This window comes from Flavobacterium sp. PL002 (assembly GCF_054165825.1).
Map to the genome: position 1 here is coordinate 1,908,767 of NZ_CM135110.1, position 16,702 is coordinate 1,925,468.

Annotated in this window: 11 protein-coding genes; 9 read left to right on the forward strand and 2 right to left on the reverse strand. The window is 34.1% G+C overall.

Going from position 1 to position 16,702, the window contains the following annotated elements:
• Window positions 1-2 precede the first annotated feature (2 nt).
• The 8 genes from ACVEGE_RS08325 (at window position 3) to dusB (ending at window position 11,308) form a co-directional block, all read left to right on the forward strand.
• Window positions 3-374 carry a 3-hydroxyacyl-ACP dehydratase gene (locus tag ACVEGE_RS08325; RefSeq protein WP_173855916.1) on the forward strand — a complete coding sequence of 124 codons (372 nt, stop codon included), beginning with the start codon at window positions 3-5 and terminating at the stop codon, window positions 372-374.
• A gap of 1 nt (window position 375) precedes the next feature.
• Window positions 376-864 (forward strand): hypothetical protein, encoded by a 489-nt coding sequence (locus ACVEGE_RS08330; RefSeq protein ID WP_173851094.1) that lies wholly within the window; start codon window positions 376-378, stop codon window positions 862-864.
• 11 nt (window positions 865-875) lie between these two features.
• The gene (locus ACVEGE_RS08335) at window positions 876-2,057 is read left to right on the forward strand and encodes a DUF2062 domain-containing protein (protein WP_225738055.1); all 1,182 of its coding nucleotides are present in this window, start codon (window positions 876-878) and stop codon (window positions 2,055-2,057) included.
• Window positions 2,058-2,060: 3 nt separating this feature from the next.
• The gene (locus ACVEGE_RS08340; RefSeq protein ID WP_192499960.1) at window positions 2,061-5,738 is read left to right on the forward strand and encodes an MMPL family transporter; all 3,678 of its coding nucleotides are present in this window, start codon (window positions 2,061-2,063) and stop codon (window positions 5,736-5,738) included.
• A gap of 6 nt (window positions 5,739-5,744) precedes the next feature.
• Window positions 5,745-7,262 carry a phytoene desaturase family protein gene (locus ACVEGE_RS08345; protein ID WP_192499961.1) on the forward strand — a complete coding sequence of 506 codons (1,518 nt, stop codon included), beginning with the start codon at window positions 5,745-5,747 and terminating at the stop codon, window positions 7,260-7,262.
• Between the two features lie 9 nt (window positions 7,263-7,271).
• Window positions 7,272-8,942 carry a C45 family autoproteolytic acyltransferase/hydolase gene (locus tag ACVEGE_RS08350; RefSeq protein WP_192499962.1) on the forward strand — a complete coding sequence of 557 codons (1,671 nt, stop codon included), beginning with the start codon at window positions 7,272-7,274 and terminating at the stop codon, window positions 8,940-8,942.
• Window positions 8,939-10,237, forward strand: a complete 1,299-nt coding sequence (locus ACVEGE_RS08355) for a phenylacetate--CoA ligase family protein (protein WP_192499963.1) — start codon at window positions 8,939-8,941, stop codon at window positions 10,235-10,237. Before ACVEGE_RS08350 ends, ACVEGE_RS08355 begins: the two co-directional genes overlap by 4 nt.
• 78 nt (window positions 10,238-10,315) lie before the next feature.
• Window positions 10,316-11,308 carry a tRNA dihydrouridine synthase DusB gene (gene dusB, locus ACVEGE_RS08360; RefSeq protein ID WP_192499964.1) on the forward strand — a complete coding sequence of 331 codons (993 nt, stop codon included), beginning with the start codon at window positions 10,316-10,318 and terminating at the stop codon, window positions 11,306-11,308.
• Between the two features lie 258 nt (window positions 11,309-11,566).
• Here dusB and ACVEGE_RS08365 read toward each other — a convergent pair whose 3' ends face one another.
• Together ACVEGE_RS08365 and rbfA are read right to left on the reverse strand one after the other, a co-directional pair.
• Window positions 11,567-12,766, reverse strand: a complete 1,200-nt coding sequence (locus tag ACVEGE_RS08365; protein ID WP_192499965.1) for an ABC transporter permease — start codon at window positions 12,764-12,766, stop codon at window positions 11,567-11,569.
• Between the two features lies 1 nt (window position 12,767).
• Window positions 12,768-13,160, reverse strand: a complete 393-nt coding sequence (gene rbfA / locus ACVEGE_RS08370; protein ID WP_173838021.1) for a 30S ribosome-binding factor RbfA — start codon at window positions 13,158-13,160, stop codon at window positions 12,768-12,770.
• A gap of 334 nt (window positions 13,161-13,494) precedes the next feature.
• On the opposite strand from rbfA, the gene ACVEGE_RS08375 reads away from it, so the two are divergent.
• A complete protein-coding gene (locus tag ACVEGE_RS08375; protein ID WP_192499978.1) occupies window positions 13,495-16,656 on the forward strand; it encodes a UvrD-helicase domain-containing protein in 3,162 nt (1,053 codons plus the stop codon).
• The last annotated feature ends 46 nt before the right edge of the window (window positions 16,657-16,702 follow it).

Genomic DNA, 16,702 nt, shown 5'->3' on the forward strand with positions numbered 1-16,702 from the left:
AGATGCTATTAAAAGATTTTTATAAAATAACTTCGTTAGAAAAAAAGGATGCGCAACAGTATTCTATTGTTATTTTGATTAATGAAAAACATGAGGTTTTCAAAGGACATTTTCCAGGAAATCCTATCATGCCAGGAGTGTGTATGATGCAAATAATTAAAGAATTAACAGAGCAAATTACTGAAAGTAGCTTGATTATGGAAAGCCTTTCTAATGTGAAATTTATGGCTCTTATTAATCCAGAGGTATCGCAAGAGTTGCATTTGGTACTGGATGTTATAACGATGGATGATGACAAAATTAAAGTAAAAAACACGACCTATTTTGGTGAAACAGTGGCTTTGAAATTAGTTAGTGTCTATAAAAAAATATAGTATGAAATTTATAATTCCACTATTTTGTTTGTTCTTTTTGGGTAGCCCGTCTATTTCAGAAGTTAGAAAAATGTATGCAACGGCTTCAAATTCTAAAACAGAATCAGCAGATTTATTGCTGAAACTGTCTGATGTTGAAATTGGTGATAGTAATAGTGTGTTAGTTGCTTATAAAGGTGGTACACTGGCTTTAAAAGGCAAGTTTTCTTCTAAAATAAAAGATAAAAAATCCAATCTTTTAGCAGGAGCAAAATATATTGAGGCTGCGGTTAAAACGAGTCCAAATAATGTAGAAATCAGATTCATTCGCTTAAGCGTTCAAGAAAACCTCCCTTCATTTATTAGTTATAGAAAGAACATTAAAGAAGATAAGGCTTTTATTATATCTAACTTTAAGACGTTAACAGGGGAATCGAAAGAATATATTAAAAACTTCATTCTACAATCTAAAAGTTTTTCTGATTCAGACCAACAATCAGTTAATAAATAATAAAAATTAGAATGGCAACTATTGCATCTGTGAGTGATACTACGTATCCATTGAATTTTTGCGTTATTATTCCAACCTACAATAATGACAAAACACTTAAGCGTGTAATTGATGCTGTTTTAGAGCATACATCACATGTGATAATTGTAAATGATGGTTCGACAGATAAAACCAAACAAATATTACAAGAGTACACTCATTTAATACAAATCCATCATGAGGCCAATTCTGGTAAAGGAATTGCACTGCGTAACGGTTTTAAGAAAGCTGTTGAACTTCACTATGTCCATGCTATTACAATAGATTCGGATGGGCAGCACTTTGCTTCGGATATTCCCAAATTCCTTTCAGTCATAGAAAAAGAAGGGGATGCGTTATTGATTGGGAGTAGAAACATGCTGCAAGAAGGTGTTCCAAAGAAGAGTAGTTTTGGGAATAATTTCTCAAATTTTTGGTTTCAATTTGAAACTGGAATAAAACTAGAGGATACTCAGTCTGGTTTTAGATTATACCCTTTACAGAAAATCCCAAAAAAATATTTCACCAATAAATTTGAGTTAGAAATCGAAATCATCGTTCGATCTGCATGGAATGGTGTTGTTGTTAAAAACATACCTATTCAGGTTTTATATGACCCAAAAGAACGTGTGTCTCACTTTAGACCCTTTCAGGATTTCACCAGAATTAGTATTTTGAATACGGTGTTAGTTATAATAGCATTGGCGTATATTAAACCTCGTGATTTTTTTAGAGGAGTAAAAAAAAAAGGGTTAAGTAAATTTTTCATTGATGATATTCTAGAAAATGATGACTCTAATCTAAAGAAAGCTAGCTCAATAGCTCTTGGAGTTTTTATAGGGATTGCTCCATTTTGGGGGTTTCAAACGGTTTTAGTATTGTTTTTGGCCGTGGTTTTGCGTTTAAACAAAGTTATTTCATTTGCGTTTTCGAATATTAGTTTTCCTCCTTTTATTCCACTGATTATTTATGGGTCGTTACAGCTTGGAGGTCTTTTTATAAACAATGCTGACCCTTTATTTTTAGATTATTCTATTACTTTTGAAAAAATAAAAAATAATATTTCACAATATATCGTCGGAAGCTTTATTTTAGCAACAATTTCAGCAATCGTTTTCGGACTAATAGGTTATTTAGTATTGACCTTTATCAGTACTTTTAAAAATAAAGAATAAATAATGCAGCAGTTTTTTTTTGAATTACATCAATTTGTTTTAAGAAGGAAATTTTTTTCTTTCTCATTAATTATTTCGGTGTTTTTATTTTTTATTTTTTTTGCATCCAAAGTTGCTTTCAGTGAGGATATCACTAGGTTGATTCCAACAAATGACGATTCGAATATTACTGCAAAAGTTTTAAATCAACTTAATTTTTCGGATAAAATTTCAATTATAATTTCCGTTGAAAAAGAGGGTTCGCCAGATGATTTGTCTGAATATGCCAATATATTTCTAGATAGTTTAAACGAAAAATCAAAACCTTATATTGGTAAAATACAAGGAAAAATTGACGAAGAAAACATTCAGGCTACTTTTGATTTTGTCTATGATAATTTGCCGCTTTTTTTAGATAAAAATGACTATAAGACCATTGCAAATAAAATACAAAACGATAGTGTAGCGGCCATTTTAGCTAATGATTATAAGTCGTTGATTTCTCCTACTGGAATTGTAACGAGAGATTTTATACTTAAAGATCCGCTTGGAGTTTCGTTTATAGCTTTAAAAAAATTACAACAACTTAGTGTAGGAGATGATTTTGAGTTGCACAATGGTTTTATAATTACTAAAGACAAGAAAAACTTACTTCTATTTGTAACGCCAAAATTGGCAGCCAATGAAACAGATAAGAATACCGTTTTTATCAATCAGTTAAGCAACATAAAAGACAATTTGAACGAGAAATTTAAAGGTAAGGTACGCATGAGTTATTTTGGCGCAACTCCTGTGGCTGTAGCTAATGCAACTCAAATAAAAGCAGATGTCAAGAATACTTCTATTTTTGCTGCCGTAACCTTGATTCTAATTCTTGTCTTCTTTTATAGAAGTTTATGGACGCCCATAATTATTTTTATACCTTCCCTATTTGGTGCTTTTTTTGCTTTAGGAGTACTGTATTTTACAAGAGGAACAATATCTGCAATTTCACTTGGAATCAGCTCTATTTTACTAGGGGAAACCACGGATTATTCTATTTACGTATTAACGCATCTTCGAAATAATAAAAATGTAAAATTATTATACAAAGACATTACTAAACCATTGCTATTGTGTGGGATCACAACAGCAGTTTCCTTTTTATGTTTGTTTTTTGTTAAGTCTGAAGCGTTAAAAGATTTAGGTCTTTTTGCTGCTTTAAGTGTTATTTCGACTTCAGTATTTTCATTGGTTCTGATTCCGTTATTGTATAAGGCTAAAAAAGAGGTTGGAACCCAAAAAGAAAATTTCATTGATAAATTAGGAAGGTATTCGTATCATAAAAATAAATTCTTACTAGGTTCTGTTTTTATCTTTCTTATTGCTTGTCTTTTCACGTATTCGAATGTGACTTTCAATAATGATCTTTCGGCACTTAATTACATGTCACAAGACTTAAAGCATGCCGAAGAGAAATTAGAAAATATCGCTGACATTTCTTCGAAATCAATTTACCTAGCTACTTATGGAGATAGTCAAGAAAAAGTTTTGGCGAATAATAAAGTGTTATTCGATTCTTTGTTAAAAGAAAAAAATACTTCTGGAATACTGAATTTTAGTTCTATTGGTGGTGTAGTTTTTTCTAAAGAAGAACAACAGAAAAAGATTAATGATTGGAATGTTTTCTGGGATAATTCTAAAAAAACAGTGTTAAAAGAACGCATAATTGCGAATGGAAATACAATTGGTTTTAGAGAAAATTCATTTGATGGATTTTACGAAATGCTAAATAAAGATTTTCAAGTAGTTTCGATTGCGGATTATGAAAGTGTCAAATCGTTATTTCTGGATGAATTTATAGGCGAAAAAGACGGTTTTCATACTATTTCTACACTAGTAAAAGTACCAGTAGAAAAGAGAGATGCTTTTGTAGCCAAAATTAAAAAGCAACCTAACCTGATTGTAATTGATAGGCAACAAACAAATGAAACATTCCTAGGTAATTTAAAGAAAAACTTTGAAAGTCTCGTGAATTACTCTTTTATCGCTATTTTTATTATATTATTTCTTTCCTTTAAAAGAATTGAGTTGGTCTTAGTTAGCATTATTCCAATACTTGCTAGTTGGTTAATTACTACAGGAATGATGGGGATGTTTGGACTACAGTTCAATATAATCAATATAATTGTATGTACTTTGATTTTTGGGATTGGTGTTGATTATAGTATTTTCATGACTTCGGCATTGCAAAAAGAACATACGTATGGCATAAAAGTATTGCCTACTTATAAAGCCTCAATTATTTTATCGGTGGCTACTACTATTTTGGGTATAGGCGTTTTAGTTTTTGCGAAGCACCCTGCCTTAAAATCGATTTCGATAATTTCAATCATTGGGATTTTCTCTGCATTGGTAATTACGTTTACATTACAGCCTTTAGTTTTTAATTTCATTGTTACAGATAGAGTTAAAAAAGGGCAAAGTCCTTACGAAATAAAAAGATTGTTACATTCCATATTGTCATTTATATACTATGGTTTAGGTGGGTTTGTATTGTCAATTATAGGTGTTGTTTTGATGAAGATTTTGCCTTTTAGTCGAAAGTCAAAACTAAGATCATTTCATTATGTAATGTCAAAATTCATGCAGTCAGTATTATTTTCTTATCCTGCTGTTCGAAGAAAAATCAGCAATATTTCTAACGAAAATTTTGATAAACCAGCAGTGATAATAGCAAACCACATGTCCTTTTTAGATATTTTAGCCGTAGGAATGTTAAGTCCAAAGATTATTTTTTTAGTTAGTGATTGGGTATATAATTCACCGTTTTTTGGAAAAGGGGTGAGGCTAGCAGGTTTTTATCCTGTTTCAAGCGGTATCGATAATGGTATCGAACATTTGAGAGAGAAAGTCGATCAAGGGTTTTCATTAATGGTCTTTCCAGAAGGGACGCGATCTACGGATAATTTAATAAAAAGGTTTCATAAAGGCGCTTTTTATTTGGCTGAGGAATTCAAATTAGATATTGTTCCAGTGGTTATTCATGGATATTCAGAAATTGCTCCCAAAGGAGACTTTATACTAAATGGTGGTCCAACAACCGTTAAAATTTTAGATAGAATAAAGGCTGATGATAAAACTTTTGGTAACGATTATGCCGAAAGAACTAAAAAAATAAGTACTTATTTTAAATCTCAATATACCGATTTGCGTCACGAATTAGAAGGCCCAAATTACTTTAAAAAACGAATAATTGACAGTTTTGATTACAAGGAGTTAAAGATTATTCAAGCTGTAAAGGAAGATTTTAGTCAGAATTTAGAAAGCTATTTTCAAATTAATTCTTACCTTGGTTCGAAAGCGAAAGTTTTGCACGTAGCAAATGATTACGGGCAGTTAGATGTATTATTGGTGTTGCAAGAACCATTAAGAAAATTGGAAACCTTTATTGCAGATCATGACAAAAGAAACGTTGCAAAAACGAATTATATAGTTCAAAAACGAATTATAAATTATTTGGATACTATCGATGAACTTGAAGGAAGATACTATGATACTGTTTTAATTTCTGAGGGAAATAGTACGGTACAACTTGAAAAATTAGTCAAATTGACTCAAAAGATAATTTTAATAAACAATTACCCTCTCAAAGAGACCTTACTGAATTTAGGATTTACGGTTACAGATGAAACAGAGAAAGTGATAGTTTTAAAGAGATAAAATACATTGAAAAAAGAATACGATGTTGTCATAATTGGTAGTGGACTAGGAGGTTTGGTCTCGGCTATTATTTTGGCAAAAGAAGGCTATAGCGTTTGTGTACTTGAAAAGAACAATCAGTTTGGAGGAAATCTACAAACCTTTGTGCGCGACAAGACTATTTTTGACACCGGAATCCATTATATTGGAGGTTTGAGTGAAGGGCAAAATCTGTACAGGTATTTTAAATACTTGGGGATTATGGACGATTTGAATCTAAAGAAAATGGATGAAGATGGTTTTGACATCATTTCGTTTGAAGATGATAAAGTTGAATATCCGCATGCACAAGGGTATGACAATTTCACCAATCAATTAGGGAAATATTTTCCAGATGAAATTGAGAATATTGAAAACTACTGTAAAAAAGTCATAGAAACCTGTGATACTTTTCCACTTTATAATCTAAAGTGTGAGGGAGAATACGATGGCAATATACTTTCTTTAAATGCCAAAAAAGAAATCGACGACGCTACTGATAATTCAAAACTAAGAGCGGTACTTGCGGGTACAAATTTTTTGTATGCCGGTATTGCTGAAAAATCACCTTTTTACGTACACGCATTATCCGTTAACTCCTATATTCAAAGCTCTTGGCGTTGTATCAATGGAGGGAGCCAAATCACTAAACAGTTGATTAAGCAACTCAAAATTAACGGAGGTGAAGTTTATAAGTATAAAGAAGCAATCAAGTTTGAAGTAGAAGACAACAAGGTGACATCGGTTAAAATGAAAGATGGAACTGAGGTTTTTGGTACTCATTTTATATCTAATGTTGACCCAAAAGCTACTTTAAAAATGGCAGGTATAGATAATTTTAGAAAGGCATATTTTAACCGTATTCAAAGTTTAGAAGGTGTGATTTCGGCCTTTAGTCTATACATCGTTTTTAAACCAGAATCGTTTAAGTATTTGAACCATAATTACTACCATTTTAAGGATAGTAATGAAGTATGGACAGCACATGATTATACTGAGGAAACATGGCCAAAAGCATTTATGGCTTCCATGAATGCTTCCAAAAAAATGGATCAATGGGCAGATGGAATGACTTTTATTACCTACATGAAGTTTGATGATTTAAAACCATGGGTAGAAACAGTAAATACCACAGCCGAAAAAGAAGATCGTGGAGAAAGTTACGAAGAGTTTAAAAACCGTAAGGCTGAGCGATTTCTACAAGAAATAGAATTAAAATTCCCAGGAATTAGAGATTGTATAAAATCAGTTCATACATCATCACCACTATCATACAGGGATTACATTGGTGGACATAATGGAAACATGTATGGGTATGAAAAAGATTCTAATAATCCGATGAAGACCTTTATAGCCTCAAAAACTAAGTTGGATAATTTGTACCTAACAGGACAAAGCATCAATATGCACGGAGTTCTAGGAGTTACTATTGGGGCAGTGGTAAGCTGTTCTGAAATTATTGGAAAAGAATATTTGGTTAACAAAATAAATGAAGCTACACTTTAAAAAAGCATTATGTATAAACCGTACGGACTTTTAATAACCATTAGTTTCTGTTTGTTGTTTCTATCTTGTGGAACTTACAAATCGATGCACCATCAGCCAGAAGTTAGTAGCTACAACAATACCGTTCCAGTCGTTACAAAATATGCTGACACGGTTTTTGCATCAGGAAATAATTTTTTTATAAAAAACAAACAAAACCTTTGGGAGCTTTATGTCGAAGGTGATCCATTACAAAGAGGATTAATGATTGGGGCATTATCGGATAGTTTATTGAAAAAACAAGAGACTGTTTTCTTTTCTAAAATTAAAGATTTACTACCATCAAAATTCAAACAGAAAGTACTTAGAAACTTTTTGAAGTGGTACAATAGAAAATTATATTTGAATGTTCCAGAAGAATACCAAACGGAGATCTATGGAATTTCAAAATACAGTTCTCCAGATTTTGATGCGATAGCACCACCGTATTTAAGGAGTTTGTACTTGCACGGTGCACATGATATTGGTCACGCTTTGCAAGATTTGGCTTTAGTGGGTTGTTCCTCTTTTGCCGCTTGGGGAGATAAATCAGCAAATGGTAATTTAATTTTAGGCCGGAATTTTGATTTCTACGCTGGAGATGATTTTGCTAAGAATAAAGTCATTGCTTTTATGAAACCAGACAAAGGGATTCCTTTTATGATGGTGACTTGGCCAGGCATGATTGGTGCGGTTTCCGGAATGAATAATGAGGGACTAACGGTCACTATAAATGCTGGAAAATCTAAAATTCCATTGATTGCCAAAACTCCCATTTCGATATTGACCAGAGAGATTTTGCAATATGCTAAAAACATAGAGGAAGCCATTGCGATTGCTAAGAAAAGAAAGGTTTTTGTATCTGAATCCATTATGATTGGGAGCGCTTTTGATAATAAAGCAGTCTTGATAGAGGTTTCACCTGATAATTTTGGAGTTTATGATGTCGGTAATAGTAATGAGTTAGTTTGTACCAATCATTTTCAGAGTGATGCTTTGAAGAATAATTCAGGAAATCAAAACCAGATTAAGGAAAGTCATTCTAAGTATAGGTACGATAGAATGGTCCAGTTATTAGATCAAAACGACAAAATAACTCCCGAAAAAGCAGTTGCCATTCTTCGTAATAAAGACGGATTGGATAATCTACCTCTGGGATATGGAAATGAAAAGGCGCTAAATCAATTGTTGGCGCATCACGGCATTGTTTTTAAACCACAACAGCTTTTGGTTTGGGTGTCTTCCAATCCGTATCAGCTTGGGGAATTTGTATGCTACGATTTGAATAAAATATTTAAAAACAGTGGTAAGAATGATTCAATTGTTTCATTGGAACAAGAGGATTTGAATTTTCCAAAAGATCCATTCTTGGAAACCAAAGAGTATAAGAACTACGAACTTTTCAGGAAAGAAGATAGAAAGGCGGATAGTTTATTAGAAGATAAGAAAGATTTTTCAATAGAATTCTCCAACAACTATCAAGCTTTAAACCCGGATTATTGGGGGGTATATTATAAAGTAGGATTGAATTTTTATCGAAAGAAAGAATACCAATTAGCCAAAGAACAATTTGAAATGGCTCTTACCAAAGAAATTACAACACTTCCTGAAAAAGAGAAAGTGACTCAATATTTAAAAAAATCAATAAAAAAATCAAAATGATTCCAAAAATCGAAACTGCTCCATTGGCAGAGATCAAAGCTTTTCAGGAACAAAAATTAAGTGAATTGCTAAACTATGTGAGTGAAAATTCCACTTTTTACAAGGCACTTTTTGAAAAAAATAATATTGATATTTCAACCATTAAGACATTAGAAGATTTGCAGACGTTACCTGTGATTTCTAAAGAAAGTTTGCAAAAACATAACGATGATTTTTTATGCGTTCCCGCAAATCAAATCATAGATTACGCTACAACATCAGGTACATTAGGTGATCCTGTTACTTTTGGGTTAACCGACAAAGATTTAGACAGATTAGCTTATAATGAAGCCATTTCTTTTGCATGTGCGGGAATAAAAGAAGGCGATATTGTGCAATTAATGACTACCATGGACAGGCGTTTCATGGCTGGATTAGCTTATTTTTTGGGACTTAGAAAGTTAAAAGCAGGTGTGATTAGAGTGGGGGCTGGTATTCCAGAATTACAATGGGATTCTATTTTAAAATACAAGCCTACTTACCTAATTACGGTTCCCTCGTTTTTATTAAAGCTAATAGAATATGCCGAAAAAAACAATATTGATTACAATAATTCAGGTATAAAGGGTGCAGTTTGTATTGGAGAATCACTTCGCAATCAGGATTTTTCGATGAATACTTTATCAACAAAAATTACAGATAAATGGGATATTAAGTTGTATTCAACCTATGCGTCAACCGAAATGAGTACCGCTTTTACAGAGTGCGAACATGCTAATGGAGGACACCATCATCCTGAATTGATTATTGTTGAGGTTTTAGACGAAAATAATAAATCAGTTGGTGATGGCGAATCGGGTGAGTTGACTTTTACTACTTTAGGAATCGAGGCTATGCCATTAATCCGATTTAAAACGGGTGATATTGTAAAACTACACCATGAACCCTGCAAATGTGGTAGAAATACGTTGCGTGTTGGGCCAGTTATTGGTAGAAAGCAACAAATGATCAAGTACAAAGGAACAACTTTGTATCCGCCAGCGATGAACGATGTTTTGAATGATTTTCCATTAATCGAAAGTTATATTATCGAAATTTCAACTAATGACTTAGGTACTGACGAAATTGTGATTAAAATTGCAGTTAAGGAACAATCGGATGCTTTTTTGCAGCAGCTAAAAGATCACTTTAGAGCCAAACTACGCGTGAGTCCAAAAATTGAATTTACTACTAAAGAAATTTTGAATCCATTGATTTATAATCCGATGAGTAGGAAACCAATTCACTTTTTTGACACCAGAAAAAGTACCTTTTAAACAGCAAAATTATTTTCAATCTACTACCGATAGCATCTTTTGAGTTAAATGTTGTAATTTTGCACCAAAATTCAGAAGATGATCAAGATTGGCAACATAGAATTACCAGATTTCCCTTTACTTCTCGCACCTATGGAAGATGTGAGCGATCCACCTTACCGTAGATTGTGTAAAATGCATGGTGCTGATATGATGTACTCTGAATTTATTTCATCTGAAGGACTAATTCGTGACGCCATCAAAAGCCGAATGAAATTGGATATTTTCGATTATGAACGCCCTGTCGGAATCCAGATTTTTGGTGGAGACGAAGAGGCAATGGCACTTTCGTCCAAAATTGTTTCAACTGTAAATCCCGATATTATCGATATCAATTATGGCTGTCCAGTCAAAAAAGTAGTTTGCAAAGGAGCAGGAGCAGGAGTATTGAAAGATGTAGATTTGATGGTACGCTTAACAAAAGCCGTTATCGATAGTACGCATTTACCAGTTACTGTAAAAACCCGTTTGGGTTGGGATGATAATTCGATTAATATAGATGAGGTTGCAGAGCGCTTACAAGACATAGGTGTTGCTGCTTTGAGCATACACGCGAGAACACGCGCCCAAATGTACAAAGGTCATTCGGACTGGTCGCACATTGCACGTGTCAAAAACAACCCTCGAATCACCATGCCTATTTTTGGCAATGGAGATATCGACAGCCCCGAGAAAGCATTACAATATAAAAACGAATACGGTATCGACGGAATCATGATTGGTCGTGCAGCAATTGGTTATCCTTGGATTTTTAACGAAATAAAACATTATTTCAAAACAGGCGAGCATTTGGCCAAACCTACTGTCGCAGATAGGGTAGAAGCCGTACGCAACCACTTAACATGGGCAATGGAATGGAAAGGAGAACGATTAGGAATTGTAGAAACTCGTCCGCATTATACCAATTATTTCAAAGGGATTCATTCCTTCAAACCTTATAAACAAAAATTAGTTACTGAAGATAATCCTTTGGAACTGTTTTCTATTTTAAACGAAATTGAACAAGCCTACGCTGGTTATGAAGCAGTTTAAGTAGTTTGTAAGCAAGGTTTGACAGAAATTCCACTGATTTCACGATTCAATTTGTGTAAGTTAGTGGAATTTCTGTTTAAGCTACTTTTCATAATTAATAGTCAAAATAGCATAAAGTAGTCCATCCTATATGTTTGTCACATCGAGCGGAGTCGAGATGCAAAAGTAGTTCTGGTTCTCGACTCCGCTCGAACAGACAATTGTACTATTTTATTAATGCTTAAAAATGAATTAGAATTTGGTCTGGGAGTATGTTTATTACTCTAATAATTTTTTACTCACGCGGCTACTTGCAATCAACGAAGCGATAAATCCGAGAGTAACAATGGTACCCATAACGATCAATACATTTTCAATAGAAAAAACCACAGGATAAGCCAGAGTAGGAGTAATCATAATCAGTTCATAATGTTGTTGCAATAACACAATGATTATTCCGAGAAACAAACCTATAAGTCCACCAAAAACACTTAATAAGGTGCCTTGAAGTAAAAATATCTTACGTAAATCTTTGATTTCAGTTCCTAGATTAAACAGTGTTTTTAGATTCCCTTTTTTGTCTAGAATCATCATGATCAAAGCGCCAATCAAGTTAAAAAGCGCCACTACAATCACTAAAGTAAAAATTAAATACACAGCGATATTCTCTGTATTCAACATTTTGTAAAGCGACTCATTGAGTTGTGCTCTATTTTTAATGGTGATTTTGTTTTTAAAAATGGCATTCAGTTTGGCGATAATCGCATTTTCATTGGCGCCAGCCTTCTCTTTTATCTCAATTCCCGAAATCTGATTGGCTTTATATGCTAATAATTCTTGCGCCAAACCTAAGTCGGCAAAAACGTATTTCGAATCCAAATCTTCACTTATCGCATAAATCCCCACAGGATAAACCACGCTTTTATTAAAAGCTTGTTCGGCATTTTCAATAGTTCCTTTTCCAGGTTTTGGAACCATTACTTCGAGCTGATTATTAAAGTCCAATAATCCCATCGAAAATTTTTGTGCAATACCATAACCTACAACTACCTGGTAGGTGTCTTTTTCAAGCCACTGCCCATTGTAGAGTGTTTTTTTTATGTCATTGACGGTGTTAAAGTTGGTGTCAACACCTTTTAAATAGGTGACTACTTGCTTGTCATTAAAAACAAACAAAACGCGTTCTTCTATAATTTTTGAATAAGAAGCTAAACCATCAATTTTCTTGATTTCGGCCTCTTGATCTGGCGAAATAAAGAATGATTTCCCCAGCGTGCTGCTTATTTTAATGTCGGGATCGATATCATTAGTAAACGAAAGACTAAAAACTTTCAAGCCACTAAAAACCGACAAAACCACAAACAAAGCCATCGCGCCAACAATGATTCCCATGCTCGCAATGCGATTAATAATGTTTATGGCACTGTTTTTACTGTTACTTCTTATGTAACGTTTGGCTATGTAAAGAGGGAAATTCAAATTATATCAACTTGCGTTTTTCTAATAGGTCTCTGTTTTCAATAGGATTATCTCTATTAGACAAAGCAGTATTTATTTTTTCAATATAATCTAAAGAGTCATCAATAAAGAAAACCAAATTAGGTACTTTTCTTAATTGCAAACGCACTCTTTGTGATAAATCATGCTTAATTGTTTTAGCATTCGACTTCACAGCTTCCAAAATTTCAGCAGCTTTGTCTTGAGGAAATACACTTAAATACACCGTCGCCACAGACAAATCTGTAGTCACACTAACTTTAGATACCGAAATAATTAAATTAGATACGCCATTTTTTCTCACTTCACCTTGCAGGATATCAACCAAATCTTTTTGGATCACCCCACCTATTTTTTTCTGTCTATTTGTTTCCATAGTGCAAAAATACTACTTTTAAACATTAAACAAACAATTTTTAAAAGCAACCTATTCTTTAAGCTGTTTTTTAGGAGCTTTTTCCTGCTGTACACTCTATCTTTCCTGCCGAAACCCGGCAGCAAAGGATGCCGTTTCCATCAGGGCTAGGATCCACAGCCATCGATAACCGGAAGTGCAATTAAAGAAAAATTGTAAAAATTAGAGAAGCATTTTTGCACAAAAAAAGCTATTCAGACATAAAACCACCATGGAAAATATCAGCAATTCAGAAGACAATATAAATCCGGTCCCGACTCCCTCCCCTTTGGGTAGTCCTAAAAAGTCGGGAGGGGTGGGGAGACCTTCTTTCTCCATATACGATGCCTCAGCGGGTTCTGGAAAAACCTACGCGCTGGTCAAAGAATATTTAAAAATTATTCTAACCGCTCATAAAAATGATGCGTATAGAAATATTCTTGCTATTACGTTTACCAATAAAGCGGTACACGAAATGAAAAGCCGCATCGTAGGGAGTTTGTCTGAATTTGCTAAGGACGAACCTTCTCAAAAGGCAGCTGAGTTAATGCAGGATTTATCCATAGATACGGGACTTTCGATAATAGAAATAAAAGTGAAGTCGCAGCAAATCATCAAGCACATCATTCACAATTATGCGGCTTTTGATATTTCGACTATTGATAAATTTACGCATAAAGTAATTCGTGCTTTTGCGCATGACTTGAATTTACCTATGACTTTTGAAGTCACATTAGATACCGAAAATTTATTAATCGAGGCTGTTGATGCCATTATCGCACAAGCAGGGGAAGATGAAACACTCACCAAATTACTGATTGATTTCACAATGGAAAAAACCGATGATGATAAATCTTGGGATATTTCGCGTGAAATTCTAGATACAGGACGGCTGGTTTTAAACGAAAACCACCGATCTGAAATTACGCATTTTCAGGATAAATCCATTGCTGATTTTGTCGAAATTAAGAAGAAATTAATAGCAAGTTGTAAAGTCTTAGAAAAAGACAACGCCGAATTTGCGCAAGCTGCTTTGACGCTAATTGAAAATAACGGCATCGATTTAAAATCGTTTTCTAGAGGTACGTTTCCCAATCACTTGATTAGCATTCGAGACGAAAAATTCAATCCAAAAAATAAAACCTTTCACGAGTTTGAGGACATTGCCATTAACAAAACGGCAAAAGACCGCGCGCTAATTGAGAATCTAATCCCAGAATTAATCCAAATCCTAGCTACAATTTATAAAAATTTCGAGAAAAGAGATTTTTATAAAGCCTTTCTTAAAAACATTACGCCACTTTCTTTATTGAATACGGTGAGTAATGAATTGGCTAAAATTCAGGAAGAACAAAATGTGCTTTCGATAACCGAATTCAATTCACTAATTCATCGCGAAATTCAAAATCAGCCCGCTCCTTTTATATATGAGCGATTAGGGGAGCGTTACCGCCATTTTTTTATTGACGAATTTCAAGATACTTCAGAGATGCAGTGGCAGAATTTAATTCCGTTGATTGATAATGCGCTTTCGGGTCAGGATGACTTTGGCGAAAAAGGCACGTTGATGATTGTAGGAGATCCTAAACAATCAATTTATCGTTGGCGTGGAGGAAAAGCAGAGCAGTTTATTGCGTTGAGTAAAGACAATAATCCGTTCAATAATCCAGATAAAAGACTCGAGCATTTAGATAAAAACTACCGTTCGTATTCGCAAGTGATCGATTTTAATAACGAGTTTTTCAAAATGCTTTCGGGCGAGTTTGAGCATCCCGATTACAAAGATTTATATGAAAATCACAGCCACCAAAAAACGAATAGTAAAACCGGTGGCTATGTAAATATATCTTTTATTCCAGAAGTAGAAGCTACTGATGACGATGACGAAGCGCTGGATAAAACAGCGTTATTTGTTTTGGCGACTTTAAATACGATTCAGAAAGTCCTTCGAGAAGGTTTTGAATACAAAGACATTGTTGTTTTAACCCGCAAACGCAGTCAAGGTGTTGCGATTGCCAATTATTTAACCGAGCAAAATATCCCGCTTTTATCATCAGAAACATTGATGATCCAGAATGCAACCGAGGTACGCCTAATTATTCACTTATTAAAATACCTAAAAAATAATGCCGACCTAGAGGCGAAAGCTTATTTTTTGCATTATATCGCAGAGCACGTTCAGGACAAATTAGAAGTTCACGACTTCATTGCTCAGGGAATGGAGCATATAAACGAATTAGAGTTTGAGAACTGGCTTACTAGTTTTGATATTAGGCTTTCGTTTCAAAATATTCGAAAGAAATCATTGTATGAAGCGGTGGAGGTAGTTATTTCAAAATTTTTATCGCCAGAGCTCGCCAAAGGCGGCGGAGCGTATGTGCAATATTTCCTCGACATCGTTCTTGAACGCGACGTTCGCAACCAAGCTGGAATTGCCGATTTCTTGAACTTCTGGGATAAAAATGCAGAGAAATTCAGTATTCCGTCACCAGAGGGGAATAATGCCGTGCGTATTATGACCATTCATAAGTCAAAAGGTTTGGAATTCCCGGTGGTTATTATGCCGTTTGCCGAGGAAGATTACAGTAGAAAACCAAAAGATAAATTGTGGTTAGATACTGAGGAAGCCGATTTTGATTTGCCAAAAGTGCTTATTGATAATAGTAGCGCTGTTGAGGGTTTTGGCGAAAAAGCCAAAGCAGTATTTGATTTAAAGAAGCAAGAGGAACTATTGGATAATATCAATGTTTTATATGTGGCGTTGACACGTGCAGAGGAACAATTGTATGTTATTTCGAATATGAATTTAACAAGCAAGGGTGTGGTAAAGCCAAATAATATGTCGACTTTCTTTATCAATTACTTGGACAGTAAAGATGGTTTTGATCCAGAGAAATCTGAGTATGCATTTGGTAGTCCGGTAAAATTATCCGCAGCATCAAAGCATGTCGATACTTCAAAAAAGATTGAAGTTGTTGCGGAAACTTTAAATCCAAAAAACATAAAAATCGCCCAGCGCGAAGCATTGATGTGGGGAACCCACCAGCAGGAGTCTATTGAGTATGGGAATCTGGTTCACGAGATTCTATCTTTGGTAAAAACCAAAGAAGATGTAACATTAGCTGTTGATAAAGCAATCGAAAACGGTCTAATCAATTTTGGGCAAAAAGAACTGGTTCATCAAACGATTGTAGATATTGTAAACCATCCGGAATTAGCAGTATGTTTTGCATCTGGAAATACAGTTTTAAATGAACAAACGATCATTCAAAAAGAAGGGAACACCATCAAGCCAGATCGAATGGTCATAAACCAAGCTAAGGAAGTGTATCTTTTAGATTATAAAACGGGAGCTCATAATGCTAAATATCAAAAGCAATTAGAGAATTATCAACATGCAATTGAACTAATGGGTTACAAAGTCGTAAAAAAAGCACTGATTTACATCGGAAAAGGAATCGATGTAGTAAATTTGTAACGTATAAATGAATTATTCGTAAAAGTGGGTTCAAGTTATTGTTGGT

What these genes read in the sequence shown, in the direction of transcription:
- ACVEGE_RS08355 (WP_192499963.1), top strand. Translation starts at nt 8,939, where the DNA reads ATGATTCCAAAAATCGAAACTGCTCCATTGGCAGAGATCAAAGCTTTT.
- ACVEGE_RS08335 (WP_225738055.1), top strand. Translation starts at nt 876, where the DNA reads ATGGCAACTATTGCATCTGTGAGTGATACTACGTATCCATTGAATTTT.
- ACVEGE_RS08325 (WP_173855916.1), top strand. Translation starts at nt 3, where the DNA reads ATGCTATTAAAAGATTTTTATAAAATAACTTCGTTAGAAAAAAAGGAT.
- dusB (WP_192499964.1), top strand. Translation starts at nt 10,316, where the DNA reads ATGATCAAGATTGGCAACATAGAATTACCAGATTTCCCTTTACTTCTC.
- rbfA (WP_173838021.1), bottom strand. Translation starts at nt 13,160, where the DNA reads ATGGAAACAAATAGACAGAAAAAAATAGGTGGGGTGATCCAAAAAGAT.
- ACVEGE_RS08350 (WP_192499962.1), top strand. Translation starts at nt 7,272, where the DNA reads ATGTATAAACCGTACGGACTTTTAATAACCATTAGTTTCTGTTTGTTG.
- ACVEGE_RS08340 (WP_192499960.1), top strand. Translation starts at nt 2,061, where the DNA reads ATGCAGCAGTTTTTTTTTGAATTACATCAATTTGTTTTAAGAAGGAAA.
- ACVEGE_RS08330 (WP_173851094.1), top strand. Translation starts at nt 376, where the DNA reads ATGAAATTTATAATTCCACTATTTTGTTTGTTCTTTTTGGGTAGCCCG.